This window comes from Actinoplanes sp. NPDC051494, from assembly GCF_044454705.1.
In the GTDB taxonomy this organism is placed as follows: Bacteria; Actinomycetota; Actinomycetes; order Mycobacteriales; family Micromonosporaceae; genus Actinoplanes.
Window position 1 is genome coordinate 130,163 of sequence record NZ_JBITDZ010000008.1, and the last position, 26,862, is coordinate 157,024.

A 26,862-nucleotide genomic window follows, 5' to 3' on the forward strand; every position below is an offset into this window, starting at 1 on the left:
GTTCGGGCAGGCGACGCTGGACCTGCGGGCGCTGGACTTCGAGGGCCAGAACCAGAGCGTCACGATCGCGATGAAGCTCGGCCAGGTGCGGGTGCTGCTCCCGGACGCCGTCGACACCTCGGTCACCGTGGACATGCCGGACGGCCGGGTGAACCTCTTCGGCCAGGATCACGACGGCCGGGAACTGGGCACCCAGGAGATCACCGACCTGGGCGCCGACGGCAAGGGCGGCGGCACCCTGCGGCTGGCCATCGAGATGGACGCGGGCAACGTGGAGGTCAACCGATGAAGCCGCACCGCACCGACGGGTTGTCCCTGAGCTTCGGGCTGGTCTTCCTGGCCGTGGCCCTCTGGTGGGCCCTGAGCCGGGTCGTCGACGTCCATCTGCCGGCGCTGGGCTGGTTGGTGGCCGGCGCTCTGATCTTCTTCGGCGCACTCGGTCTGATGGGCGCCATCCGGTCCGGGCGACGCGACCAGGTGCCGGCCACCGTGGGCGCACCGGTCCAGGAGGTGCCGGCGGAGATCCCCGGGGACCTGCCGCCGGACGTGCACGCGGACATCGTCCGGGAACTGCTGGAGAACCCGGCGGACCGCACCGACCTGCAAACGGAGAGTAAGCAGGAGAGCGAGCGCAAGGAGTGACGACGCCGCTTCCGCGCGGAACCGCCCCGGCCACCGGTCACACCTGCGGGTGGGGCCGGTGGCCGGGGCAATATGCTCTTCCCATGACGCCGTTTCCCACCGTGTCCACCGCTCCCGTGACCGGCGTCGGCCCCCGCGCCGCCCGCACGCTCACCGCTGAGTTCGCCCGGCACAACGAAGCGACCTCGGCGCTGGTGATCGGCGCCGACCACTCGTCGGCGGTGGTCGAGGCCGCGGTCGAGGCGCTCCTGCCCGGCGACAGCCTCACCCTGGTCACCGGCGAGCGCAGCACCGCCTCCCTGCTCCGCGACCACATCGCGGGGCTCGGCAGCTGGATCGCCGACCGGGTCACGATCGTCGACTCGCTCGACGAGGCAGAGCCGGCCGACGTGGTCATCCTGGGCGAGCCGCTGACCGGCACCGCCGAGGAGACCCGGGCCGTGCTGGACAGCCTCACCAAGCTCCAGAAGGAAGGCGCCGTCGTCGCGGTGTCCACCCCGGCGGTGCCCGGCCGCACCGGCGGCGCCGCGGCCGAGCTGTTCCGGCAGAGCGCGCTGTTCGGCGTCGGCTCCGACCTCGTGGTCCGCAACCAGCCGCCGCTGCGCGTGCACCGGCTGCGTTTCAGCCAGGCCGCCACGGCCAAGGCCGCCACCCTGGCCCCGGCCTACCGCCCGTCCAGCGTGCCGCTGACCCGCACCATGCACATCGACTCCAACGGCGTCGCCGCCGCCGGCATCGCCCTCGGCCTCGCCGCGGTGGCCCGCGCGGCCCGCCCCACGTCGAAGCTCTGGCTCGTCCCCGCGGTGGCCGCCCTCCCGGTGGCCGCGTTCTTCCGCGACCCGGAACGCGACGTCCCCACCGACCCGAACGCCGTCGTCGCCGCCAGCGACGGCAAGGTCCTCTCCGTGGAGCGCCTGACCGACCCCAAGATCGGCGAGGGCGAGTTCCTGCGGATCGCGGTGTTCCTGTCGGTCCTCGACGTCCACGTCAACCGGGTCCCGGTCGCCGGCCGGGTGACCGACTACTTCATCGTCGACGGCGGCTACGCCAACGCCATGACCGCCGCCGCCGAGCACAACGTCGCGGCCTACACCGTGCTCGACACCGACCACGGCACGGTCGGGGTCGTCCAGCGCACCGGCCTGATCGCCCGCCGCATCGTCCAGCGCGCCCCGGTGGGCACGCTGCTCGCCCGCGGCGAGCGGTACGGCCTGATCCGTTTCGGCTCCCGCACCGACGTCTACCTCCCCGCGGACAAGGCCGACCCGGCCGTCGCAGTGGGTGACAAGGTGATCGGCGCGAGCTCGATCATCGCCCGCTGGAAGTAGGCGACAGACCGAAAAATGGCCGCCCGGGAGGTCCCGGGCGGCCATTCCTGTCCGCGTGACTAGGCGCGCTTGTCCTTCAGCCACATGACCGGGCCGCTGACCAGGTAGGTCGCGACGACCAGCACGAAGGTGAGCCGGGGCTCCACCAGGACACCCACGATCGGCAGCAGCCAGAACCACAGCGGCAGCTTCACGATCCGGGCCAGCTTCGCGTACGGGAAGCTGGACACCATCGCGAAGGCCAGCACCGACACCCCGCCGAGCACCACGATGCCCGGCAGCGGCAGCCCGATCAGGACCGTCAGGGCCAGCACGGCGGCGGCCATGGTGGTCGGCACCCCGGAGAAGAACTTCCCGTCCTTGGGTGACACGTTGAAGCGGGCGAGACGGATGGCGGCGCAGCTCGCCACGAGCACACAGGCCACCGCGGCGGCCGCGGTGGGCACGCTGGAGACCAGCGAGGCGTACACGACCACCGGCGCGGCCAGGCCGAAGGAGCACATGTCCGCGAGCGAGTCCATCTGGGCGCCGAACGGGCTGGAGACGCCGAGGCGCCGGGCCAGGACCCCGTCGAGGCCGTCGAACGCCACGCAGGCCACCAGGCAGCCGGCCGCGAAGCGGGTCTCGCCGTTCATCGCGAGGAAGATCGCCATCAGGCCGAGCGCGAGGCTGGCCAGGGTGCAGGAGTTGACCAGCGCGAAGCTGACCCGGCGGCGCAGCGTGTGCTCGCCGGGGAGCAACGACGCGGAGTCGTCCTCGACCGCGTCCAGCACGACCGGCTGGGCCATCGCGACCGGGCCGTGGCTCCCGGACGTCGTGAGCTTGCGCCCACGCCCGCCCAGCGGGACCAGATCGGTCCCGGTGTAGATGACCTCGGCCTTGGTGGCCGTGGCGGCACGGCCGGGGGTGGAGTCGGCGGACCGCCGACCCACGCGCACCAGCAATGCCTGCCGGGCGAGACTTCCACCGCGGCGCAGCCTGCCTGCCCAACGACGTCCGGCGGGACGGGGACTATCCGTCGTACGACGCCGGCGCCAAGGGGTTCTCGGCACGTGCTCCTCCATCTTGGGGTCGTATGCCCGCCGGCTTCGGCCGTCGCGGGGTGCTGCCCATTGCCCGAAATTCGCCCGCATGTCTACGGACCGTCACTAAGGCGGGTTACACAATCGCACAGCCGGACGCTCTTGGCGAGACCATGACGTGCAACCACATGCTGTGGACTTTTCATCCCTCATGCCGGGCGAGGAGGCACGCACACTGCCTGGCCCTGTGATGAGTCTAACCGAGCCCTCGCAAGCCGATCACCGATGAACGCTTTCGGCCGCCAGCCGCCGCAACGCACCGGCGGCGACCTCGGTCAGCGGTAGATTACCCGCTGTAACCTGATCGAACCATCCAGCCGCACTCGTAGATCCGCCGGCCTCCTCCAGCACCACCGGTTCGGTCGGCCGATCCACGAAAACCCGGAACAGAACCCGGACCACATGCCAGTCGACGGGTACGCCCTCAGGGCCGAGCGCCGCGGGATCGTAACGGTGTGACGTGCCCAGCAGGGCGGTCACCCGGCCCCGCTGGCCGGCCTCCTCGAGCAGCTCACGGGCCAGTGCGACCTCCGGGAGCTCACCATGATCGGTGCCACCGCCGGGCAGGTGCCACAACCCGGCCCCGGGATAGCCGGTGGCGATCCGGGTGAGCAGGACCCGGCCGTCCGGGTCGGTGACGATCCCGTACGCCCCGAAGCGCTGATTCGTGCGCACCGGCGGCTCGGCCGGATCGGCGGGCACATCCGAGGCCGTGACGGGCAGCCCGAGCACACCCGCAGTGAACGGCATGAGCTCCACGTCACCCGGAGTCACCCACTCCACCCGGTCGGTGGTGCCGTCGGTCTCGGCGCGCAGCTCCCCGCCGACGATCTCGACAGCGTAGATGATGCGATCGGTGTGTTCCCACATATCGGTATGGGGCAGCCGGAAAACGTCGGCGGTCACGGACTGCAGCGCGGTCACCCGTACGCGAAAGCCGGTTTCTTCTTGGAATTCCCGCACGATCGTGTCGTCAGGGTGCTCACCCTGCTCGACGCCGCCACCGGGCAAAGTCCAGAGACCGGTGAAAGCGGACAGCACCGAATTCCGGGCGAGCAACACCCGCCCGGCGTCATCCCGGCACAGCCCGTATGCCCCGATCCGTCTGACCTTCACCCCAGAAGGCTAGCCCGGTTTTCCTCAGAGGACCTTGGCAGCCTTCAGAGCTTCCGCGGTCACCTCGGTGAGTAGGTCATCACTCAACGCGGCGACCTCCGTCAACGCCATCCAGCACGCGTCGGACGTGGAACCGCCCACATCTTTGACGATCACCTCGGTGGGCGCGTCGACCACCACCCGATAGAAGGCCCGCACGCCGTGCCAGTCGATCGGATAGCCTTCCGGCCCCAGCGAGGCCGCGTCGCGGTGGCTGGCGACGCCCAGCAACTCGATGAGCCGCCCCTCCTGGCCGGTCTCCTCGACCAGTTCCCGGATCAGCGCGGCACCTGGCTGCTCGCCATAATCGGTGCCACCGCCGGGCAGATGCCAGCGGCCCTCCCCCGGATACCCCGGAGCGATCCGGGTCAGCAACAGCCGATCATGGGGATCCGTGGCGATCGCGTACGCGGCGAAGCGCTGCGAGCGGTGCAGCCCGTCCGGCCCGGGATAGGCATAGAACGACGGGAAATCCGGGGCCTCCTCCGGGCGAAGATCGGCGGAAGCGGCACTGAGCCCGAGAGCAGCCGCGGTGAACGGCCGCAGCCGCAGCTTCTCGGCCTCCGCCAGGGTGTGCCACCGGGCAAGATCGGTCGGCTGCCCGACCCGGTCGAAAATGTTGCCGCCCCGGATCGACACCTCGTAGATCAGGCGGTCAGTGTGGATCGTGACGCCACGATGCGGCAGCGATCGCATGTCAGCGAGAACATCGCGCAAACCGGTCACGGCGACGGACATGCCGGTCTCAGCGGCCGTCTCCCGGACGACAGTATGGTTCGGGTCCTCGCCATGATCGACGGCACCACCGGGCAACGACCACACGCCGGGGGTCCCGGAACGGGTCGAGGCCCGAACCAGGAGAACGCGGCCGTCGGGGTCGGTCGCGACTGCATATGCCGCAATCCTGCGGAGCGGTTCCAGTGCGGGGGTCACGGGCGGCATCTTGCCCGGTTTATGTTAACTCCAGGAAACGTCTGTCAGATTCCTGACAGGGCGATAGCCGTCAGTAACCGCAGATCAGGGCGGTTCTCCGCACCGAGCGCAGCAACCCCATAACAGATAGCAACCCCCACAGACCAGCGCAAGATCACCGATCTCCGACGCATCCGCCGGGACACCTCACCGGCCCCCGCAGACCGTTCGGCGAACGGGGCCGGCAAGCATGAACAGCAAGCGCGGGGACACCGGCCCGGGCAGCGCGGGGACACCGGTCCAGGCAGCGCAGGGGCGGGCGCAGACGGTGCGGCTCGGGCGCGCAGACAGTGCGGGCTCGGGCGGTGCGGGCCCGAGCGGCGTGGGCCCGAGCGGCGTGGGCCCGAGCGGCGTGGGCCCGAGCGGCGTGGGCCCGAGCGGCGTGGGCCCGAGCGGCGTGGGCCCGGGCGGCGTGGGCCCGGGCGGCGTGGGCTGGAACGCAGACGGGCGGCGTGGACAAACCCGGCGGCGTGGACGGCGCGAACGGACCGGAGCAACGCGTATTGGACCGGACGGCACAGGCGGACCGGACGGCACAGGAGAGCTCGGACCGGATGGCGCGGGTGGCACGGGCGGACCGGACGGCACGGGCGGACCGGACGGCACGAGCGGACCGGACGGCACGGGCGGACCGGACGGACCGGGCAACGTAGGCGGGCCCGGATCGGATGGCACAGACCTGATGGTGCGGGGCCGGGCGGGCGGCGCGGCCTGGCTACATGGACTGCCGCCGCACGGACCATGCCGGGGTTCTTTCGCGCAACCGCAGTGAGGGGTCGGGGCGGGGAAACAGCCAGGTGTGCGGGCTTCCCCGGCGCCGAGGTCAGGGGCCGGAAATCAGGGTTGGCATCGGGGCATTCACCGAGGTCGTGGCGATGGAAAAGGCCGACGCTTGGGGCATGAGTACACCGACTGTCGCTCCGTACAAGCAGCTTCGCCGCCCTGTTGATGATCGGATCGTCGCAGGGGTTTGCAGTTCTATCGGGCGCTATTTTACGATTGATCCGGTTCTGGTGCGGGTCGGCTTCGCCGTCCTCACGGCGGTCACCTGGGGCGTGGCGGCGCTGGCCTATCCGGTCATGTGGTTCCTGATTCCTGAGGATGAGGCCTCGCCGCCGCCGGCATACCGTTCTCCTTCGGATCCGGGCTGGGGTGCCCCCGCAAACCCGGCCTGGGATCGCAGCGCGCCGGCAGCACCGACTTTCCCACCGGCAGCGGATCAGAGCTGGACCACGGCTCCGGCCGCGCCGATTTTCCAGCCAGACCTGGCTCCCGCCCCGGCTCCGGCTCCGGCCCACGCAGCTCCGGCTCCGACTCCAGCTCCCGCCCCGGCCCACGCGGCTCCGGCTCCGGCCCACGCAGCTCCGGCTCCCGCCTCGGCTCCGGCAGCATCGACTGAGCCCGCAATCCACCCGGCATGGATCCAGGCGGCCTCAGCCGCCCAGACCCCGGCCACCCAGACCCCGGCCATCCAGACCCCGACCCAGGTCCAGGCGCCGGCCCCGGCGCAGGCCCCGGCGCAGGCTCCTCTGGTTGAGGACGTGAGCTTGGCAGCTGACAACTCTGCCCCGGGAGTAACGGACGCAGGGCTAGCCGCTCGAACAAAGCCGGACGGCCTCGAAGGCGGGCGGCCCGGCGCGGAAGCGGTCGACAGCGCGACCGGGACCGACGGCCTCGAAGGCGATCGGTCTGGGCGGAAGTGAGGGAGAGCGGGATGGCCTGGCTGGGCCGGTCGCGGGAGGTGGCTCGGGCCGGGGTCGGGATGGTGGTCCCGGTCCCGGCCCGTGGGCTTCAGGGGGTCGTGGTCACTCCCACTCGATGGTGCCCGGGGGCTTGGAGGTCACGTCGAGGACTACCCGGTTGACCTCTCGGACCTCGTTGGTGATGCGGGTGGAGATGCGGGCGACCAGGTCGTACGGGAGGCGGGACCAGTCGGCGGTCATGGCGTCCTCGCTGGATACCGGGCGCAGGACGACGGGGTGGCCGTAGGTGCGGCCGTCGCCCTGGACCCCTACGCTGCGGACGTCCGCGAGCAGGACCACCGGGAACTGCCAGACGTCGCGGTCGAGGCCGGCCGCGGTGAGTTCTTCGCGGGCGATGAGGTCGGCCGCGCGGAGGATGTCGAGGCGTTCGCGGTCGACTGCTCCGATGATGCGGATGGCCAGGCCGGGGCCCGGGAAGGGGTGGCGCTGGACGATCTCCTCGGGGAGGCCGAGTTCGGCGCCGAGGGCGCGTACCTCGTCCTTGAAGAGCGTGCGGAGCGGTTCGATGAGGGCGAACTGGAGGTCGTCGGGGAGGCCGCCGACGTTGTGGTGGGACTTGATGTTCGCCGTGCCGGTGCCGCCGCCGGATTCGACCACGTCCGGGTACAGCGTGCCCTGGACGAGGAATTCGATGTGGCGTTCGGCGTCGAGTTCGCGGGCCGCCGACTCGAAGGTGCGGATGAACTCGCGGCCGATGATCTTGCGTTTCTGCTCGGGGTCGGTGACCCCGGCGAGGTGGCCGAGGAAGATGTCCTCGGCGTCGACGACCTTGAGGCGGATGCCGGTGGACGCGACGTAGTCCTTCTCGACCTGTTCGGCCTCGCCCGCGCGCAGCAGGCCGTGGTCGACGAAGACGCAGGTGAGCTGGTCGCCGATGGCCTTGTGGACGAGGGCCGCCGCGACCGCGGAGTCGACGCCGCCGGAGAGGCCGCAGATGACCTGCTTGTCGCCGACCTGGGCGCGGATGGCCGCGACCTGGTCCTCGATGATGTTGGTCGAGGTCCAGGTGGGTTCGAGGCCGGCGATGTCGTACAGGAAGCGTTCGAGCATCGTCTGGCCCTGCGACGTGTGCCCCACCTCGGGGTGGAACTGGACGCCGGCGCGGCGGGTGGTGAGGTCCTCGAATGCGGCGACGGGGGCTCCCGGGGAGGAAGCGGTCACCGTGAAGCCGGCCGGGGCCTCGGACACGGAGTCGCCGTGCGACATCCAGACGGGCAGGTCGGCGGGGAGCTCGCGGAGCAGCGTGCCGGGTGCGGCGGCCGGGGCGAGCAGGGTCCGGCCGTACTCACGGGAGCCGGTGTGCGCGACCGTGCCGCCGAGGGCCTGGGCCATGGCCTGGAAGCCGTAGCAGATGCCGAAGACCGGGACGTCGCTGTCGAACAGGCCGGCGTCGAGGACCGGCGCACCCTGTTCATACACACTGGACGGTCCGCCGGACAGGATGATCGCGGCCGGGTTCTTGGCGAGCATCTCGGCGACCGGCATCGAGTGCGGGACGATCTCGGAGTAGACCCGCGCCTCCCGGACCCGGCGGGCGATCAGCTGGGCGTACTGGGCGCCGAAGTCGACGACCAAAACAGGGCGCGGTGTGCTCATGGGCAGCGAGTCTACCGGCGCGCCCGGGGCGGATACGGGACCGGGGGAAGGGTCACCGGCGCCACGTACGGTTCGGGGTGTAAGCGACATTTCCCACCCGGTCGTACGCGCGTACCCGTACCGAAACGATCTTGCCGTATGTGCCGGCCGGCACCGAGAAGCGCCGTGCCGATCCCGCGTAGCCGGCCACGACCTTGCCGTTGAGCAGAAGTTCCATCCGGCTGATGCCGCTGCGGTCGGTGGCGGTCGCGGTGACCGACAGGGTCTTGCGGCCCGACGGCCCACCGGTGATCGTGACAGCCGGGGCCCAGTTGTCGACGGTCACCTTGCGGGTGGTGATCGCCACGTTGCCGCCGCGGTCGGTGGCCCGCAGACCGAGCGTGACCGTCCCGCCGCGCAGCGCGGTGGAGTTCCAGGAGAACGCGTACGGCGAACTCCGGTCGACGGCGGTCACCTTGCCGTTGACGAGCAGTTCGACCTTGGCAAGACCGACGTCGTCGGCGGCGCGGGCGGAAACCGTGACCGTGCCGCGGACCAGGGCCGACGCCGCCGGTGACACGAACGACGTGACCGGCGGCACCTTGTCGCTCTTGATCACCAAAGAGTTCTCGAGGGTGAGCGCGCGGGCGGCGTTGACCCGGCCGGACGACGACGCGACCCACTTGCCGGTCAGCTTGTCGGCGGTCGAGGTCAGCACGTCGCGGATGGCGGTGGCGTCGGGCGCCGGCGTGGTCGAGGCCAGCAGCGCGGCGACCCCGGAGACGAACGGCGTCGCGGACGACGTGCCGCAGAACTGGCCGACGACACCCTTCATCGACTGGGCCGGGTTGCATCCGGGCGCGGCGATGTCCACCCAGCCGCTGCCGTAGTTGGACCACGGGTACCGCGCGTCACCCTCGGTCGAGCCACCGACCGCGAGCACCGACGTGATCGCGGCCGGGTAGTGCGGCGCCGGGCTGCCCGCGTTGCCGGCGGCCGCGATGACCAGGGCACCCTTGCCTTTCGCGTAACCGACCGCGTCGCGCAGGAGCTGGCTGTCGTCGTTGCCGCCGAGCGACAGGTTGATGATGTCGGCGCCCCGGTCGGCGGCCCAGCGGATGCCCTCGGCGATGTCGCTGTAGCTGCCGGAGCCCTTCGCGTCGAGCACCTTGACCGGCAGGATCCGGCAGGACCAGCAGACGCCCGCGATGCCGGTGCCGTTGTTGCCGGCGGCCGCGATCACCCCGGCGGCCATCGTGCCGTGGCCGTTGTCGTCGGTGGCGTTGCTGTCGTCGTTGACGAAGTCGTGGCCGGGCAGCAGGCGGCCGGCGAGGTCCGGGATGGCGGTGACGCCGGTGTCGACCACGGCGATCGTGACGTCGCTACGACCGCGGGTGGTCGCCCACGCGGTGGTGACCCCGGTCTTCTTGAGGCCCCACTGACCGGAATACCCGGGATCGTCGGGCGTGACGGCGCTGATGGTCGCCACGTGGTCCGGTTCCACGTACGCGACAGCCGGGTCTGCTCTCAGCGTGTCGGCGGCCTTGGCCGCTTGTCCCGCCGGGACCTCGACGGTGATCGCGCTGCCGGGCTGGTTCTCGCTGTCGAGCACCGGAACGCGGTCGAGGGAGACGCCGGAGCCGGAGCGCAGCCCGACGACGAGGGTGACGGGTTGTTCCGATGGTGGTGCGGCGACGGCCGGGTTTCCGATGAGCAGGAACCCGGCCGTCAGCGCATGAAGAATCATGCGACCACACTCGGTCCGGTCCGGCTGAAAAGTCGGACCGAACCGGGTGCGAAAGAGTTGCTAACGCCTCAACGCGTGTAGTTGAGCGTCTTCGTGTACGTCACGTTGCCCACCTTGTCGTACACGCGGACCCGGACCTTCATCTTCTTGGGCTGGTTCTTCGCCTTGAACTTCAGGACGTAGCCGGCCTTGACGTCGGTCGCCTTGACCTTGCCGTTGACGAGCAGCTCGACCTTCTTGACGCCGCTCTTGTCGGTCGCGCTGACCTTGATCGTCACCGTGCCCTTCACCTTGGCCTTGTTCTTCGGGGCCTTGGTGATCGTGACGGACGGTGCCTTGTTGTCCGCGGTGATCCACCGGGTGACCAGACTGGAACCGTGGCCGGCGTAGTCGTACGCCCGCAGCGTGAACGTCACCTTGTTGTTGCGCTTCTTGGTGTTGTAATTGAACTGGAACGGCGCCGTGGTGTCCTTCGCCGTCAGCTTGTTGTCGACGTAGAGGTCGACGTACTTCACCCCGGACCAGTCGTCGGTCACACCGGAGGTGTTGATCGCGACCGTGCCCCGCGCCTTGGTGCCGTTGCGGACCGAGACCGCGCCGATCCTCGGCGCCGTCTTGTCGCTCTTGATCGTCATGGCCTTGCCGACGTCGAGCATGCCGTGCGTCGCCCAGCCGTCGTTGCTGATCTTGCGACCGGACACGAGCAGCGCCCGGGACAACGACCAGTTGTTGTAGCCCGGGTGGAAGGACTTGATCAGGCCCGCCGCCCCGGCCACCATCGGCGACGCGAATGACGTGCCGCGGTGGATCAGGGTGTACTTCGGGTCGTTGGCCTGCTGGGCCAGGACCTCACCGGGGGCGGCGATGTCGACCCAGTTGTCGCCGGCCTTGTTGTAACTGGAGAAGCTGACCCGCGAGTCCGAGTTGCGTGCCGTCGCACCGACCGCGACCACGCCGCGGTAGGCCGCCGGGTACTGCTTGACGGTGGTGCCCGCGTTGCCCGCGGCGGCGACGACCAGCACGCCCTTGGCGTTGGCGTAGGCCACCGCGTCGTCCAGCAGCTTGCTGTAGGCGTCCATGCCCAGGGACATGTTGATGATCTTCGCGCCGTTGTTCGTCGCCCACACGACACCCTTGGCGATGTCGCTGTCGTAGCCCTTGCCATCGGCGTTGAGCACCTTGACCGGGAGGATCACGCACTTCCAGCAACCGCCGGCGAGGCCCTTGCCGTTGTTGCCCCGGCCTGCGGCGAGCGAGGACACCGCGGTGCCGTGCCCGTTGTCGTCGCTGGTGTCGGTGACATCGGCCCAGAAGTTGTAGCCCTTGAGCACCGCACCACTGAGGTCACCGGTGGCGTTGACGCCGGTGTCCAGCACTGCGATCTTGACCGCGGAACTGCCGGTCGTCGTCGCCCACGCGGTGGGCAGCCGCACACGGTCGACCTCGGGCTGCTTGCCGGCGACGTACTCCGGGTCGGTCGGCTTCAAGTCGAAAGCCTTGCTGACGTGGTCCAGCTCGACGTAGGCGACGCTGGGGTCACGCTGCAGCGCGGCCATCACCGCCGACTTGCGCGACGCGGGCACCTCGATGGTCCGGGCACCGAGCGGCGCCAGGGCCTCCTGGGCGACCGCGATCAGATTGGTGGCCCTGGCCCCCAGAGCGGACGCCGTCGCCACCGGCGTAGCGGTGTCGGCACCGTTCTTGAGACCGATGACCAGGCGGACCGTCGTGTCAGCGGCGACCGCACCGGTCGACACCCCGGCCGAGGCCACGATGACGCCGAGTGACAACGCGCCGACGACGGCCCGTCGTGCGATATTTTTCTTCAAGCCCTGCCTCCCCGTGGATCCGCTCGCCCGGCGGATCGGCGGTCAGCTTAGAGCCGATTTCACATCTGCCCCCGGGGCCGTTCCACCAGGCGAGATCCCGCGACATTGAGCAGCTTGGAAGCGTCGCCTAAAGTTCCATCATGCGGACCAAAAGGCTTGTCTGGACAGCGATCGCGGCGGTGGTCGTGCTCCTGCTCACCGGCACCGGCATCGCTTACGCCCTGCGCGGCGGCGATGACGACGAGCCCCAGGCGGCCGCGGCACCCAGCTCGGCGCCGCCGTCCACGGCCCCGAGCATCCCGGCCAGTCCGTCACCCCCGCCCGGCGCGGACCTCACCGGGCCGCTCGACCTGCTGCTGATCGGTGTCGACACCCGGGTCAGCGTGCCCGACTGGCAACCGCACGCCGACGCCATCATGCTGCTGCACGTCGAGGCCGGGCTGCGCAGCGGATACCTCTACTCCCTGCCCCGCGACCTGCGCGTCGACGTGCCGGCGTTCAGCAAGAACGGCTACCCCGGCGGAAACCACAAACTCACCGAGGCGATGGCGTACGGCGCCAAGGTGCGCGGAACCGACAGGGCGAACCCGGCGCAGGGCTACGAGTTGCTGGCCAGGACGATCTCCGCGTACACCGGCATCAAGAAGTTCGACGCCGGCGCGGTGCTGACGTTCAGCGGGCTCGCCAAGCTGACCGACGCCCTGGGTGGCGTGACCCTGACGATCGACCGCAAGGTGCTCTCGCAGCACCGCAAGCCCGACGGGACGATGCGGACGCTGCGGCCGGGCGGCGGCGGTTACCTCGGCCCCCAGGCGGAATACCTGCCCGGCACGAGGAAACTCGTCGGCTGGCAGGCGATCGACTACGCGCGGCAGCGCTACGGCCTGCCGAACGGCGACTACGACCGCCAGAAGCATCAGCGCCAGCTCGTCAAGGCATTGCTCACCCAGGCCGAGGACGGTGGTCTCGCGACCGACACCGCAAAACTGGAGGGCGTGATCAAGGCCATGGGCGAGACGCTCCTGCTCTCCGGGGAGCGGTCCGCCATCGAGTACGCGTACGCGCTGCGCGACCTCCCACCGTCCCGGATGACCCTGGTCGACCTGCCCGGCGACTCGGTCTTCAACGGCGGCGGCTACATCGGTGAGCAGCTGCTGGCCGACGGGCGTGGCTTCGTGAGAGCGGTGGCCGCCGGCAAGCCCCGCGAGTACCTGAAGAGCCACCCGAGGCTGGTCAGTAAGTAGGGCGGTACGTCCCGGAGAGCCAGACGTCGAAGAACTTGCGCAGGTTCTGGCCCGACATGCGTTCGGCCGCCGCGATGAAGTCCCCGGTCGAGGCGTTGCCGTACGCGTGGTCACCGGCCCATTTCCGCAGCAGCGCGAAGAACGGGCCCTCCCCGATCCGGCCCCGCAACGCGTGCAGGGTCATCGCGCCCCGGTCCTGCGGGCCGGACGAGAACACCTCGTCGGCGCCCGGGTCGGCGGCCGGCATCACCTGCCACGGATAGTTCTCGTACTGCTCGCGGACCGACTCCTCGACGGCCGGGCCGCCGTCCTGTTCGATCCACATCCACTGCGCGTACCGGGCGAAGCCCTCGCTGAGCCAGCTGTCCGGCCAGCGCTCGATCGAGACGCTGCCGCCGAACCACTGCTGGGCCAGCGCGCGGGCGATCTCGGCGGCGTTGTCCCGCGGCTCCCCGGAGAGCAGCTGCCCGCCGTACACGGGCCGGGTCTGTGCGGCGGAGAACTCCGGATCGTCGACCACCACGCCGCCGTACGCGGAGAACGGATACGGCCCGAACTTCTGCTCGAACCAGTCCGCGATCTCACCGGTGCGTTCCAGTGCCTGGTCGGCCCGTCCGCCCGGTGGCATGTTCCGCGGCACGGCGGTGATCATCGGCTTGCCGCCGTGGGTCGTGGAGGTCACCCGGTAATCGCCGATCGCCACGAACGCCAGGTAGGTCGCCATCGGCTCGGTCTGGCGCCAGCGCCACGTCGTGCGGCCCGCGGTGGTGGTGCGCCGGCCGGGAATGCCGTTGCTCACCGCGGACATCCTGCTCGGGACGGTCATCTCCAGCGCGAACGCGGCTTTGTCGGCGGGATGGTCGTTGGCCGGGAACCAGGCACTGGCACCACCCGCCGCGTAGGCCTGTGATCCGCTCCGGTGCCAGCCCGCCTCCCGGGTGGCCGCCGGCACGCCGCCGTATCGCACCGCGACGGTGAAGCGTGAGCCCTGGGCGACGGCGGCCGGCGGGGTGATCGCCAGTTTGCCGGCCGCGGTGCTGCTCCCGGCGTCCCGGCCGTCCACGGTCACCTTCTCGACGGTCAGCCGGTGCAGGTCGAGGGATAAGCGGGACAGCGGCTGGGTGGCGGTCGCGGTGATCGTGGCGACCCCGTCGAGCCGGCCCGACCGGGGGTCGTAACCCAGTTTCAGGTCATAGCCGGCGATGTCGTAGCCGCCGTTGCCCAGGGCCGGGAAGTAGGGATCACCGGCACTCTCAGCGCCGGGAGCTGGTTTCCTAACCATTTGGGCGCTTTGGACGCCTTCTCCGGCCGTGCATCCCCCCAGCATCAGCACGACGGCCGTCGCCCCCACCACAACTCGCACATAGGTAAGACGTCAGCCGGGCGCCGGAGGTTGAGTCGAATCTTCGAGCCAGTTCCGGAACAGGTCCGTCAGGTCCTTCCCGGCTGCCCGTTCGGCCGCCGCGACGAAGTCCTCCGTCGTCGCGTTGCCGTCGCGATGATCCGCGGGCCAGGACTTCAGCAGACCGAAGAACACCTGGTCCCCGACGGCCTTGCGGAGCGCATGGACGGTCATCGCACCACGCTGGTAGACGGCGTCGCCGAACAACTGTTCGTGGCCGGGATCACCGGTCGGCGTCCGCCAGTCGAAACCCCGGTAGGCCGCGTCGAACGCCTCCTGGGTGGTCCGCTCCCCCTGGTGCTCCTCCCAGAGCCATTCCGCGTACGTGGCAAAGCCCTCGTTGAGCCAGATGTCCTGCCAGCGCTCGAGCGCCACGCTGTCGCCGTACCACTGGTGGGCCAGTTCGTGCGCGACGACCGTGAGGTCCTCCCGCGAACTGAAGAAGACGTTGCCGTACACCGGACGCGACTGGGTCTCCAGCGCATACCCCACCCGTCCGTCGTCGAGCACCACACCGCCGTACGCGTCGAAGGGGTAAGGCCCGAACAGCGTCTCCAGGTAGTCGGCGACCTCGCCGGTGCGGGCCAGCGACCGGGCGGCCGGGCCGTCCGCGGGCAGCGACTCGGGAATCGCGATGACCATCGGCTTGCCGGCGTGGGTCGAGCTCCGCACCCGATACTGTCCGATCACGACGGTCGCAAGATAGCTCGCCATCGGCTTGGACTCCGTCCACCGCCACGTGGTCCACCCGCCGGCCTGCTCCCGGGCACCCGGCACCCCGTTGCTGATCGCCTCCACCCCGTCCGGCACGGTCATGGCCAGCGAGAACGTCGCCTTGTCGGACGGATGATCGTTGACCGGGAACCACGTGCTGGCCGACTCCGGCTGTCCCAGCGCGAAACCGCCGTCATCGGTACGCAGCCAGCCGCCGACGCCCAGCGCCTCGTTCTCCAACGGCCCGGGCACCCCGGCGTACGCGATGACGGCCGTGAACGCCGCCCCCCGCACGATCCCGGCGGCCGGGGTGACGATCAGCTCGTTCCCGTCCGCCCTGCTCGTGGCCGGCCGCCCACCGACGGTCACCGAGCTGACCGTGAGCTTCACGAGATCAAGATGGAAACTGGACAGGTCCTGCGTGGCGGTGGCGGTGATGGTCGCGGTCCCCTCCAGCCGCCCCGGCCCCGGGTCGTACTTCAGCTCCAGGTCGTAGCCGGCGACGTCATAACCACCGTTCCCGTACGCCGGGAAGTACGGATCACCGGCCCCCTCGGCACCCGGTGCGAAGCTGGGCGCCACGTTCGCGGGCGCGGCCTTGTCCGTCGTGCACCCACCGACCCCGAGGAGGACAGCCACAGCCGCCGCGATCCGTGCCCGCATCCATCGCTCCCCACCAGTTCACTCCCACCGGCCCCGACCCTACGTCGCCGTGTTCCCCCGCTCACAGCACAGATGCCGCCCGGCCACGTGGGCCGGACGGCATCTGGTGAGCTCTCGCTGGTTACTTGTCCAGGACGAGGGAGACCTTCTGGAATTCCTTGACGTCGCTGTAACCGCACTTGGCCATAGCTCGCTTGAGGCCCCCGAAGAGGTTGAGCTGGCCGTCGGCGCGGGACGCCGGGCCGTAGAGCAGCTCGTCCATGGTGCCGTCCGGGTCGCCGGCGATGCAGAAGCCTCCGCGCGGCAGGTTGGGGTGGCTCGCGGCCGAGTGCCACCACGCGCCGCCGGCCGGGGCGCCCTCGGCGAGGGAGAGCGGCTCGCCGAGCATGACCGCGTCGGCTCCGCAGCCGATGGCCTTGGCGATGTCGCCGGAGGTGGAGATGCCACCGTCGGCGATGAGGTGGACGTAGCGGCCACCGGTCTCGTCGAGGTAGTCCCGGCGGGCCGCGGCCGCGTCGGCGATCGCGGTGGCCATCGGGACCCGGATGCCGAGGACGGTGTCCGTGGTGGACCATTCGTCCGCGCCGATGCCGACGATGACGCCGGCCGCCCCGGTCCGCATGAGGTGCAGCGCGGTCTTGTAGTCGGTGCAACCGCCGACGATGACCGGGAGGTCCAGGTCGGCGATGAATTCCTTGAGGTTGAGCGGCTCGTCGGTGGTCGAGACGTGCTCGGCGCTGACCAGCGTGCCCTGGATGACGAGCAGGTCGACGCCCGCGTCGAGGATCACCGGGGCGAGCTGCAGCGTGTGCTGCGGGGACACCCGCACGGCGACCGTGATGCCGCCCTCGCGCATCTCCCGGACCCGCTCGGCGATCAGCTCGGGGCGGATCGGCTCGGCGTAGACCTCCTGGAGGCGCTTGGTGGCGTCGGCTTCCTCGTCGAGGGAGGCGAGCTCTTCGAGGATCTTGGTGGGGTCCTCGTAGCGGGTCCAGAGGCCCTCGGCGTTGAGCACGCCCAGGCCGCCGAGGCGGCCCAGGGCGATGGCCGAGGCCGGGCTCATCGTGGCATCCGACGGGTGCGCGACGCACGGGATCTTGAACTGGTAGGCGTCGACCTTCCAGTCGGTGGAGACGTCCTCCACGTCACGGGTGCGGCGGCTCGGGACGATCGCGATGTCGTCCAGGTGATAACCGCGCTGGGCCGTCTTGCCCAGGCCGATCTCCACCACGTCGCGCATGTCGGATACCTCTTAAGGGATTGAGATCAACGGGAGTGGTAGTTGGGGGCCTCGACGGTCATCTGGATGTCGTGCGGGTGGCTTTCCTTGAGGCCCGCAGCGGTAATCCTGATGAGCTGACCCTTCTGCTGCAAATCGGGGACCGTCTCGGCACCCGCGTAACCCATGGCGAGCCGCAGGCCGCCGACGAGCTGCTGGGCGACCCGGGACAGCGGGCCACGATAGGGCACCTGGCCCTCGACGCCCTCGGGGACCAGCTTCTCCTCGGCCACGTCGTGCTGGAAGTAGCGGTCCTTGGAGTAGGACTTCGCCTGGCCGCGCGACTGCATGGCGCCGAGCGAGCCCATGCCGCGGTAGGACTTGTACTGCTTGCCGTTGACGAAGATCAGGTCGCCGGGGCTCTCCTCGGAACCGGCCAGCAGGCCACCGAGCATGATCGAGTCGGCGCCGGCCACGATCGCCTTGGCGATGTCGCCGGAATACTGCACGCCACCGTCCGCGATGACCGGCACACCGGCCGGGCGGCAGGCCCGGGCGGCCTCCATCACGGCGGTGATCTGCGGCACGCCGACACCGGCGACGATCCGGGTGGTGCAGATGGCGCCGGGGCCCACGCCGACCTTGACCGCGTCCGCGCCGGCCTCGACCATCGCCTTGGCACCGGCGTACGTCGCGACGTTGCCGCCCACGATGTCGATCGTGGCGTCCTTCTTCAGCCGGGCGATCATGTCGAGCACCTGGCGCTGGTGACCGTGCGAGGTGTCGACGATGAGCACGTCGACGCCGGCCTCGATGAGGCCCCGCGCACGCTTGTAGGAATCGTCACCGACGCCGATCGCGGCCGCGACCCGCAGCCGGCCCTGGGGGTCCTTGGTGGCGAGCGGGTGCTGCTCGGTCTTGGTGAAGTCCTTGACCGTGATCAGGCCCCGCAGCCGGCCGCCGTCGTCGACGAGCGGGAGCTTCTCGACCTTGTGCCGCTGCAGCAGCGCGAGGGCGTCGTCCTTGCTGACCCCCACCGGGGCGGTGACCAGCGGCATCTTCGTCATCACGTCGCGCACCTTGGCGCTGTGGTCGGAGATGAAGCGCATGTCCCGGTTGGTGACGATGCCGACGAGCGTGCCGTCGCCGTCGACCACCGGCACGCCGGAGATGCGGTAGCGACCGCAGAGCTGGTCGACCTCACGCAGCGTGTCGTCGGGGCTGCACGTGACCGGGTTGGTGATCATCCCGGACTCGGAGCGCTTGACCAGATCGACCTGGGCTGCCTGGTCCTCGGGCGAGAGGTTGCGGTGCAGCACCCCGATGCCGCCCTCGCGGGCCATGGCGATCGCCATCTTGGCCTCGGTCACGGTGTCCATGGCGGCGGACAGCAGCGGGATCGAGAGCTCGATGTTGCGGGACATCCGGGTGACCGTGTTGACCCGGCTCGGCACGATGTCGGATTCGCCTGGCTGGAGCAGGACATCATCGAACGTCAGGCCGAGAGGAACAGTGCGGGCGGACTCAGTTTCCACAGATCATCCCTAGCGACGAGGAGGAGTGTTCCATCCTACCTATCGTTTTCGGGATACCTGTCGGGGCGGACAGGAGGTGCGGGCCAGCACACAGTGCCGTCCGGTGGGTACGGTAGACATCGTGCAGGAAGAGCCGATCGACCCGTTCAACGGCGACCCCGCCGACCCGGCCGCCGGACTCGACGACCTCTCGGAGGACGCCGAGCAGGAACCCCTGACCGAGGCCGAGCGGCAGGACGTCCTCGAGGACCTCTCCGACCTGGAGATTTACCAGGCGTTGCTGAGTCCGACCGGGATCCGCGGGCTGGTGATCGAGTGCGAGGACTGTCACGAGCCGCACTACTTCGACTGGGATCTGCTGCGGGGCAACCTGCGGCATCTGCTGTCGTCGGGGCGGCCGCGGGTCCACGAGCCCGCTTACGATCCGGATCCGGACCACTACGTCACGTGGGAATACGCGCGCGGTTACGCAGATGGCGTGCACGACACCCTCACCGAGGGCACAAGCGACGACCCGAACCAATGACCTCCGCCCCATGAAGTTGCGGTCGAGAGCACCACAACAGGCCACGCAAAGCGCTTGCCCGTTGTGGCGCCCTCGACCGCAGCGGGCGAAGCGCGACTTTTGGGTATCGGTTACTTCAGGTAGCTCAGGCGACCAGGCCTGCGCGGAAGCCGGCGGCTACCGCGTGGGCGCGATCTCGTGCGCCCAGTTTGCGGAAGAGACGACGGGCGTGGGTCTTGACCGTGTCCTCGGAGACGAAAAGCTCGCGGCCGATCTCGGCGTTGCTCTTTCCGTCGGCCATGCCCCGCAGCACCTGGAGCTCACGCTCCGTCAGAGTGAGACGGCGTCCCGCCGGTGCCGCTTCGCCGGGCCGGGCCTCGTTGCCCGGCCAGACCAGCGGACGGCCGGTGGCCGGGTCGATGTCCGAGCCGTCGCCGCGCTGGGACGGGACCATCGGGGAGTTGGGCAGCATGGCGGGGATGCCGGCCGCGTTGGGGGTGCCGGCCATGGCCAGGCCGTCGCGGTGCAGGCCCCGGGCATTGGCGGAGTTGTTGCGTCCCGCCTGTCCCACCGCGGCGGGCTGGGCGTTGGCACCGTTGATCGGCATGCCCTGCGGGCGTACCGGGAGGAGCAACAGCAGCAGTGCCTTGGCTACGACGCTGACCAGGTCGTGCTCGACACCGCGGATGACGCCGCGGGCGCCGGCGGCGACCGTGGCGGCGGCGACCCGGGGGTCTTCCGCGCCGAAGAGGACGACCTGCGCGTTCGGGGCGCGGGCCAGAACGCGCCGGGTGAAACCGACGCTGTCGGGACGGGTCACGGCGGTGTCGGCCAATACGACCTCGGCCGGCCTCTCAGCCAGTCGGATCATGGCCTCGGTCTCGCTGACCGCGGTCCGAACGACACCTGTCATGCCGAGCCGGGCCGCGGTTGACGCGACGGTCTGGGCCGCCAGTGGGGTACGGACGCACACGAGGACGGTACGCACAGTGATCCTCCTTCTCTCTCAGAGGAGATCACGCGAGGGCCGCAGCATTACGCGCTTTAGATGGAAAAAATAGGAAACATCGGTAGGTTTTGCTACGCCGGTGAGATACGCCGGTCGAAGACATCGACAGGTCGGGTGTGATCCGGCATTCGTCTGGGTACACCGGCGGCAGGCTCGAGCCGGGCCCCTCATGAACCACACTCCGCGGTGCCGCGCGGGAGGAGCGTGTTGATGTCCAACGTTCGCAGACTGCCGGGGCCCATCGCCGACCTTTGGGACTGGCAGCGACTCGGCTTGTGCCGGGGCCGGGACAGTGCCCAGTTCTTCCACCCCGACGGCGAGCGCGGGTCGTCCCGCAATCGTCGTGAGGCGAAGGCCAAGGCGATGTGTGGAGCTTGCCCGGTGCGTGCCGAGTGCGCCGCGCAAGCACTGGCTGTTCGTGAGCCGTACGGCGTCTGGGGAGGTTTCAGCGAAGCGGAGCGGCTGCGGCTGCTCGCGGTCGGCTGGGAGGACCTTGCCGATCGGACTCACGGACGTGTCGACCTCGACCGGCTCGAGGCACGCCTCGGCCGGCCCCACAAGTCGACGGTCCCGGCGCAACGACAGGCTCCGGCTGCCTGACGCGACACCGAGCGCGGCACGACGACGCAACTGACGGCGCGGCTCCTTTCAAGGAGTCGCGCCGATCTGTTCAACGGCGTGTCAGCCGCATTCGTGGACATGCAAGCCACCGTATGAGCGAACTTGCCCTTGACGTCGGACGAAAAGTGCGGCTTTCGCGTGACACGGCGTATCCGATCCGGGGGTCAGCCGACGGCGACCTTGATGGTGTGCCAGCCGGTCGCTCCGTCCGGCGCGGGCGGCGCCTCGGTGCTCGTCTGGGTCTGGCCCTGCGCGTCGGTCGCCCGGACCTGGATGCGGTGGTCGCCCTTCGTCGCCGCCCAGGGATAGGACCACTGCACCCACGTATCCGTGGAGACGGCCGGCGCCAGCCTGGCCTCGGCCCACGGCTCGTCGCCGATCCGGACCTCGACCTTGGTGACGCCGCGGTGCTGGGCCCACGCCACCCCGGCCACCATGATCTCGCCGGCCGGTCGTTTCGCGCCGTCGCGGGGGGCGTCGATGCGGGATTCCGTCTTGATCGGGCCCAGCGCCGACCAGCCGCGGGGCACCCAGTAGGCGTCGAAGTCGGCGAACCGGGTCAGCTCGATCTCGGTGATCCACTTGCACGCCGAGACGTAACCGTAGAGGCCGGGCACGACCAGCCGGGCCGGGAAGCCGTGCTGGACCGGCAGCGGGACGCCGTTCATACCGATCGCGAGCAGGGCGTCACGGCCGTCGCGCAGCTCCGCGGTCGGGCTGCCGCAGGTCCAGCCGTCGGCCGAGCGGGCCACCGCCTGGTCCGCCTCGGGCAGCGGGTCGGCCTCGTCGAGCAGGTCCTTGAGCGAGGTGCCGAGCCAGAGCGCGTTGCCGATCAGATCGTCACCGACCTCGTTGGAGACGCAGGCCAGCGTGACGTACCGCTCGACCATCGGCCGTTGCAGCAGCTGCTCCCAGGTGATCGTGATCGGGTTACGGACCATGCCGTGGATGCGCAGCTCCCAGGTGGCCGGGTCGACCTGCGGCGGATACAGCGACGTGTCGATGCGATAGAAGTCGTTGTTCGAGGTCACGTACGCCGTCGCGCCCTCGGCCTGGGCCCCGGCCGGGATCGGTGGGGCGCTCTCGACCGGCTGGGGCAGCACCACCGCGTTGCGCGCCTCGGTCACCGCCCGGCGCGAGGTGAAGAGCCGGCCACCGAAACCGCCGACGACCGCGATGCCGGCCGCGGCGCCCACCCCGACCAGGAACCGCCGGCGGGAATCGTTGTCCGCATCCGCGCCCGCGCTCTCCTCGGAGATCGGGATCAGATACCGCAGGGCCTGGACCGCGACCGCACCGGCGAGCAGCGACGGCAGCGCGGCGGTGACGCCCGCGTCGTGCCGGGTCAGTGCCGCGGTCACGCCGACGACCACAAAAAGGCCGATGCCCGCGTACGCATAAAGCCACGACCGGAGCGCGAGGATCCCGACGGCGGCCGCATAGACGGCGAGCAGCAGGGCCGTACCGATGATCAATGCGGTCTTGTCATGGGTGCCGAACACGGCGATGCCGAGGTCCTTCACCGGGCCGGGGACATTGTCGACGACCACGCCCCCGACGGCGAACAGCGGTGACGACAGCGGCCCGGTGAACACGGCGACGATCTCGGCGAGACCGAGCGCCACGGCGGCGGCCGCGACCCCGGCCAGGCCCGCCCGAACGGAAAGTTTCACCCGCCTATCGTGCCTCGGGACGGTCTTACGAGGCCATTACGGCTTCCCCCCAGTCTCGGCAGGGTGTCGACGAGGCGGTCCAGCAGCTCGGCCGCGCACCGGTCGGGCCTCGGCTCCGGCAGCTTCGGGACCCCCTCGACCGGAAGCTCCCACAGCACCCGCCCCGGCGACAGACTCTCCAGGGCCGAGTACCACTGCTGCAACGGCTCGCGGAGCTGCACGTGGGCGGCGAAGTTCCGCCGGCGCCGGGTGTCGTCACCGTCCCTGCGGCGCTGCAACGTGTCGGTTTCCGGCATCCCCACGAGTACGGCGTCCGCGAAGCCGAGCCGGCCGGTGCGGAACGCTTCCCGGGTGACCACGAGTTCCCGGTCGAACCGGGCCCTCGGTGCCAGTCCGAGCGCGGCCATGCCCCACGAGTAGTGCAGTTTGACCGGATCGGTGTCGCAGAACGCGACGCCGTCCTCCCGTTCCAGTTCGAGCGCCGACGTCCAGCGCCGCATCCCCGTCCGCACCCAGTGCCGGGCCAGCGTTGCCTCGTCGTCCGGCACCGGGCCGGAGCCCCGCGCCTCGGCGACGAACCGGCCGACGTACCGCCGGCACCACGAGGTCTTCCCGGCCGCGGTGGGTCCCTCCACAACGACGATCATCCGCGCACCTTTCCCCGAATCCTGCATCACACACGAGAAAGGGCGCGCCGCGGAAGCGACGCGCCCTTTGCGTGGAACCGGATCAGAAGCCCGGGCCGTGCTGGTGACCGTGGCCACCGTGGCTGTGGCCACCGGCGGCGGCGGCCGGCTCGGCCTCGGCCGGCTTCTCGACCACGAGGCTTTCCGTGGTGAGCAGCAGCGCGGCGATCGACACGGCGTTGGAGACCGCGTTGCGGGTCACCTTGACCGGGTCGATGATGCCGGCGGCGGCGAGGTCGACGTACTCGTCGGTGGCCGCGTTGAGGCCGTGGCCCCAGCCCAGCTCCGAGACCTTGCCCACGACGACGTAGCCGTCGTGGCCGGCGTTCTGAGCGATCCAGCGCAGCGGCTCGACGAGCGCCTTGCGGACGATCTGCACGCCGATCGCTTCCTCGCCGGTGAGGCCGAGGTTGCCGTCGAGCTCGGAGACGATCTGCGCGAGGGCCGCGCCGCCACCGGGGACGGTGCCTTCCTCGACGGCCGCCTTGGTCGCCGCGATGGCGTCCTCGATGCGGTGCTTGCGCTCCTTCATCTCGACCTCGGTCGCGGCACCGGCCTGGATGACGGCGATGCCACCGGAGAGCTTGGCCAGCCGCTCCGAGAGCTTCTCGCGGTCCCAGTCGGAGTCCGAGGCCTCGATCTCCTTGCGGATCTGCGCGACCCGGTCGTCGATGTCGGCCTTCTTGCCGCCACCGTCGACGATGGTCGTGTTCTCCTTGTCGACCACGACGCGCCGGGCGGTGCCCAGCATGTCGATGGTGACCTGGTCGAGCTTGTAGCCGAGCTCGGGGGCGATCAGCTCGCCACCGGTCGCGATGGCCAGGTCCTGCAGGAGCGCCTTGCGGCGGTCACCGAAGCCCGGGGCCTTGACCGCGACGACCTTGAAGGTCTTGCGCAGCGCGTTGACCACGAGGGTGGACAGCGCCTGGCCCTCGACGTCCTCGGCCACGATGAGCAGCGGCTTGCCGCCCTGCAGCACCTTCTCCAGCAGCGGGAGGATCTCCTCGACGCTGGAGATCTTCTGCGTGGTGATGAGCAGGTAGGTGTCCTCGAGGACGGCTTCCTGCGACTCGGCGTCGGTCACGAAGTTCGGCGAGATGAAGCCCTTGTCGAACTGCAGGCCCTCGGTGACGACGAGCTCGGTGCTGAGCGCGGAGCCTTCCTCGACGGTGATGACACCGTCACGGCCGACCTTGTCCATCGCCTCGGCGATCAGCTCACCGATGGTGGCGTCCTGCGCGGAGATGGTCGCGACGTTCGCGATCGCCTTGTGGTCGGCAACCTCGACGGCCTTGGCCAGCAGCGCCTTGGAGATCGCCTCGGCGGCGAGGTCCATGCCGCGCTTGAGGGCGATCGGGCTGGCACCCGCGGTCACGTTGCGCAGGCCCTCGCGCACGAGCGCCTGGGCGAGCACGGTCGCGGTGGTGGTCCCGTCGCCGGCGACGTCGTTGGTCTTGGTCGCCACCTCCTTGACCAGCTGCGCACCGAGGTTCTGGTACGGGTCGGAGAGCTCGATCTCCTTGGCGATGGTGACACCGTCGTTGGTGATCGTGGGCGCGCCGAACTTCTTGTCGAGAACGACGTTGCGTCCGCGCGGTCCGAGGGTGACCTTGACCGTGTCGGCGAGCGTGTTGACGCCGTGCTCGAGCAGGTGCCGGGCGTCGTCTGAGAAGCTGAGAATCTTCGCCATCTATGGTCCCTTCACGCACCGGCGCCCTGCCCCGACATGCCGGAACAGGGCGCAAGCGCAATCAGTTAGGTCTTACTTCTCGATGACCGCGAGGACGTCGCGGGCGGAGAGCACCAGGTACTCCTCGCCGGCGTACTTGACCTCGGTGCCGCCGTACTTCGAATAGAGAACCGTCTCGCCGACCTGGACGTCGATCGGGACGCGGTTGCCCTTGTCGTCGATGCGGCCGGGGCCGACCGCGAGGACGGTGCCCTCCTGCGGCTTCTCCTTGGCGGTGTCGGGGATCACAAGGCCCGAGGCGGTGGTGGTCTCCGCCTCGTTCGCCTGGACGACGATGCGGTCCTCGAGCGGCTTGATCGCTACCTTGGTCGCGGTAGTCACGGGCATACCCTCCTGGGTACAGGTTTGCCGGCCAGCATTGGCCGGGCTCATGCCTCATGCCACCGGGCGGGTCCGTCGTCGCGGGTGCCGGTCCGCCTGGCGCAAGCGTGCGGCCCCGGTCCGGACGAGCCGCGAGGGCACGGCCGGCAAGGGCGCACAGCTGGCACCCTCAGGTTGAGAGTGCTAATCGGAGATTATGCCGGAACTAGCACTCCGTCAAGGAGAGTGCCAACACGGCAGAATGACTCCGCGTGGACCTCGAACTGCTCGCCGCCCTGCGTACCCCCGAGGGCTCGGACGCCCTGAAGGCCGCCGCCGAGGTGTCGGGCGGCGATCCGCTCGCCGCTGCCTCGGCCATGCGTGCGCGGGGTTTCCCCGCACCGCTGGCCGCTGCCGCACTCACCCAGTCTGAGCTGCGCGGACGCGCCGCGGGCAAACTCGGCGAAGCCGCCGCGACAATGTTCTTCACCCGGCCGGGTTTCGAGCAGGCGACCCGCGCGGTCGTCTCCGACCGGCGGGCCGCCCGGTTGCGCGCCGCCGGGGTCACCAGCCTGGCCGACCTGGGGTGCGGCATGGGCTCCGACGCGCTGGCGGCGGCCCGGCAGGGGATCCGGGTGCACGCCGTCGACGCCGACCCGCTGACCGCAGCGGTGGCCGCCGCGAACGTCGAGGCGGCCGGCCTGACCGCGCTGGTGACCGTGGCGTGCGCGGACGCCACCACGGTCGAGGTGGAGAAGTTCGACGCGGTCTTCGCCGACCCGGCCCGGCGCCGGGCCGGCCGCGGCCGGGTGATGGACCCCCGGTCGTGGTCGCCGTCCTGGGATTTCATCGGCGCGCTGCCCGACCGGGTCCCCCGCACGGTGCTCAAGCTGGCACCGGGCATCGACCACGCGCTGCTGCCGCCCGGCGCCGAGGGCGAGTGGGTCAGCGTCGGCGGCGACCTGGTGGAGGCGGCGTTCTGGTGCGGCCCGCTCGCGGAATTCGCTCGACGGGCGAGCTTACTGCCGGAGGGGCTCGAGCTGCACGGGTCGGGCGTCGAGGCGGCACCGGTCGGCACGGTGGGCCGCTATCTGTACGACCCGGATCCCGCGGTGGTCCGCTCGCACCTGGTGGCCGAGTTCGCCGCCACGGTCGGGGGCCGGCTCGCGGACCCGGAGATCGCCTACGTGTACACCGACGAGCCGGTGGAGACCGGGTTCGCCCGGCGGCTGGAGATCACCGACGTGCTGCCCTTCTCGCTGAAACGGCTGCGCACCCTGCTGCGCGAGCGGGGCGTGGGCCGGCTCGAGATCCGCAAGCGCGGGTCAGCACTGGAACCGGAGCAATTACGGCGTGATTTACGCCTGAGCGGCAGAGCGGGGGCGTCGCTGGTGCTCACCCGGGTGGCGGGTGCGCCGACGGTCCTGCTCTGCCGATAACCTCGACGA

The 26,862-nt window shown here is 70.2% G+C and carries 22 protein-coding genes; 7 read left to right on the forward strand and 15 right to left on the reverse strand.

Annotated elements, in window-relative coordinates; all coding sequences use genetic code 11:
* Positions 1-285: 285 nt before the first annotated feature.
* Positions 286-642, forward strand: coding sequence for a hypothetical protein (locus tag ACIA6A_RS26020; RefSeq protein ID WP_396100466.1), 357 nt, complete (start codon positions 286-288; stop codon positions 640-642).
* An 83-nt stretch (positions 643-725) separates the two neighbouring features.
* Positions 726-1,970 (forward strand): phosphatidylserine decarboxylase, encoded by a 1,245-nt coding sequence (locus ACIA6A_RS26025; RefSeq protein ID WP_396100467.1) that lies wholly within the window; start codon positions 726-728, stop codon positions 1,968-1,970.
* 59 nt (positions 1,971-2,029) lie between these two features.
* Here ACIA6A_RS26025 and ACIA6A_RS26030 read toward each other — a convergent pair whose 3' ends face one another.
* The 3 genes from ACIA6A_RS26030 to ACIA6A_RS26040 all read right to left on the reverse strand — a co-directional run bounded on the left by ACIA6A_RS26030 (position 2,030) and on the right by ACIA6A_RS26040 (position 5,140).
* Positions 2,030-3,022 carry a CDP-alcohol phosphatidyltransferase family protein gene (locus tag ACIA6A_RS26030; protein ID WP_396100468.1) on the reverse strand — a complete coding sequence of 331 codons (993 nt, stop codon included), beginning with the start codon at positions 3,020-3,022 and terminating at the stop codon, positions 2,030-2,032.
* 249 nt (positions 3,023-3,271) lie between these two features.
* A complete protein-coding gene (locus ACIA6A_RS26035; RefSeq protein WP_396100469.1) occupies positions 3,272-4,168 on the reverse strand; it encodes an NUDIX hydrolase in 897 nt (298 codons plus the stop codon).
* A 24-nt stretch (positions 4,169-4,192) separates the two neighbouring features.
* Complete coding sequence (locus ACIA6A_RS26040) at positions 4,193-5,140, reverse strand: NUDIX hydrolase (RefSeq protein ID WP_396100470.1); 948 nt, start codon at positions 5,138-5,140, stop codon at positions 4,193-4,195.
* 938 nt (positions 5,141-6,078) lie between these two features.
* Here ACIA6A_RS26040 and ACIA6A_RS26045 point away from each other — a divergent pair.
* On the forward strand, positions 6,079-6,882 hold the full coding sequence (locus ACIA6A_RS26045; protein WP_396100756.1) for a PspC domain-containing protein: 804 nt from the start codon (positions 6,079-6,081) through the stop codon (positions 6,880-6,882).
* A 102-nt stretch (positions 6,883-6,984) separates the two neighbouring features.
* On the opposite strand, the gene guaA is transcribed toward ACIA6A_RS26045, so the two are convergent.
* From guaA to ACIA6A_RS26060, 3 genes are all read right to left on the reverse strand, one after another.
* Complete coding sequence (gene guaA / locus ACIA6A_RS26050) at positions 6,985-8,538, reverse strand: glutamine-hydrolyzing GMP synthase (RefSeq protein WP_396100471.1); 1,554 nt, start codon at positions 8,536-8,538, stop codon at positions 6,985-6,987.
* A 52-nt stretch (positions 8,539-8,590) separates the two neighbouring features.
* Positions 8,591-10,264, reverse strand: a complete 1,674-nt coding sequence (locus tag ACIA6A_RS26055; protein WP_396100472.1) for a S8 family serine peptidase — start codon at positions 10,262-10,264, stop codon at positions 8,591-8,593.
* 68 nt (positions 10,265-10,332) lie between these two features.
* Positions 10,333-12,093 (reverse strand): S8 family serine peptidase, encoded by a 1,761-nt coding sequence (locus ACIA6A_RS26060; RefSeq protein ID WP_396100473.1) that lies wholly within the window; start codon positions 12,091-12,093, stop codon positions 10,333-10,335.
* 140 nt (positions 12,094-12,233) lie between these two features.
* Between ACIA6A_RS26060 and ACIA6A_RS26065 the strand changes: the two genes are divergently transcribed.
* On the forward strand, positions 12,234-13,337 hold the full coding sequence (locus ACIA6A_RS26065; protein ID WP_396100474.1) for an LCP family protein: 1,104 nt from the start codon (positions 12,234-12,236) through the stop codon (positions 13,335-13,337).
* Here ACIA6A_RS26065 and ACIA6A_RS26070 read toward each other — a convergent pair.
* The 4 genes from ACIA6A_RS26070 to guaB all read right to left on the reverse strand — a co-directional run bounded on the left by ACIA6A_RS26070 (position 13,327) and on the right by guaB (position 18,870).
* Positions 13,327-14,619 (reverse strand): M1 family metallopeptidase, encoded by a 1,293-nt coding sequence (locus ACIA6A_RS26070; RefSeq protein ID WP_396100475.1) that lies wholly within the window; start codon positions 14,617-14,619, stop codon positions 13,327-13,329. The genes ACIA6A_RS26065 and ACIA6A_RS26070 overlap by 11 nt on opposite strands.
* Before the next feature lie 93 nt (positions 14,620-14,712).
* On the reverse strand, positions 14,713-16,116 hold the full coding sequence (locus tag ACIA6A_RS26075) for a M1 family metallopeptidase (protein ID WP_396100476.1): 1,404 nt from the start codon (positions 16,114-16,116) through the stop codon (positions 14,713-14,715).
* Between the two features lie 121 nt (positions 16,117-16,237).
* Entirely contained in the window at positions 16,238-17,356 is a 1,119-nt protein-coding gene (locus tag ACIA6A_RS26080; protein WP_396100477.1) for a GuaB3 family IMP dehydrogenase-related protein, read from the reverse strand.
* A 26-nt stretch (positions 17,357-17,382) separates the two neighbouring features.
* On the reverse strand, positions 17,383-18,870 hold the full coding sequence (guaB, locus tag ACIA6A_RS26085; RefSeq protein ID WP_396100478.1) for an IMP dehydrogenase: 1,488 nt from the start codon (positions 18,868-18,870) through the stop codon (positions 17,383-17,385).
* Positions 18,871-18,991: 121 nt separating this feature from the next.
* Between guaB and ACIA6A_RS26090 the strand changes: the two genes are divergently transcribed.
* Complete coding sequence (locus tag ACIA6A_RS26090; protein ID WP_396100757.1) at positions 18,992-19,396, forward strand: DUF5319 domain-containing protein; 405 nt, start codon at positions 18,992-18,994, stop codon at positions 19,394-19,396.
* A 124-nt stretch (positions 19,397-19,520) separates the two neighbouring features.
* On the opposite strand, the gene ACIA6A_RS26095 is transcribed toward ACIA6A_RS26090, so the two are convergent.
* On the reverse strand, positions 19,521-20,363 hold the full coding sequence (locus ACIA6A_RS26095; RefSeq protein ID WP_396100479.1) for a response regulator transcription factor: 843 nt from the start codon (positions 20,361-20,363) through the stop codon (positions 19,521-19,523).
* A 231-nt stretch (positions 20,364-20,594) separates the two neighbouring features.
* On the opposite strand from ACIA6A_RS26095, the gene ACIA6A_RS26100 reads away from it, so the two are divergent.
* Entirely contained in the window at positions 20,595-20,984 is a 390-nt protein-coding gene (locus ACIA6A_RS26100; protein ID WP_396100480.1) for a WhiB family transcriptional regulator, read from the forward strand.
* Positions 20,985-21,169: 185 nt separating this feature from the next.
* On the opposite strand, the gene ACIA6A_RS26105 is transcribed toward ACIA6A_RS26100, so the two are convergent.
* The 4 genes from ACIA6A_RS26105 to groES form a co-directional block, all read right to left on the reverse strand.
* Positions 21,170-22,678 (reverse strand): molybdopterin-dependent oxidoreductase, encoded by a 1,509-nt coding sequence (locus ACIA6A_RS26105; RefSeq protein ID WP_396100481.1) that lies wholly within the window; start codon positions 22,676-22,678, stop codon positions 21,170-21,172.
* On the reverse strand, positions 22,675-23,325 hold the full coding sequence (locus tag ACIA6A_RS26110) for a hypothetical protein (protein WP_396100482.1): 651 nt from the start codon (positions 23,323-23,325) through the stop codon (positions 22,675-22,677). Before ACIA6A_RS26110 ends, ACIA6A_RS26105 begins: the two co-directional genes overlap by 4 nt.
* 82 nt (positions 23,326-23,407) lie before the next feature.
* A complete protein-coding gene (gene groL / locus ACIA6A_RS26115) occupies positions 23,408-25,054 on the reverse strand; it encodes a chaperonin GroEL (protein ID WP_396100484.1) in 1,647 nt (548 codons plus the stop codon).
* Between the two features lie 72 nt (positions 25,055-25,126).
* Entirely contained in the window at positions 25,127-25,441 is a 315-nt protein-coding gene (gene groES, locus ACIA6A_RS26120) for a co-chaperone GroES (protein ID WP_396100485.1), read from the reverse strand.
* A 245-nt stretch (positions 25,442-25,686) separates the two neighbouring features.
* On the opposite strand from groES, the gene ACIA6A_RS26125 reads away from it, so the two are divergent.
* Positions 25,687-26,853: a methyltransferase domain-containing protein gene (locus ACIA6A_RS26125; protein ID WP_396100486.1), complete on the forward strand. Its 1,167-nt coding sequence runs from the start codon at positions 25,687-25,689 to the stop codon at positions 26,851-26,853.
* The last annotated feature ends 9 nt before the right edge of the window (positions 26,854-26,862 follow it).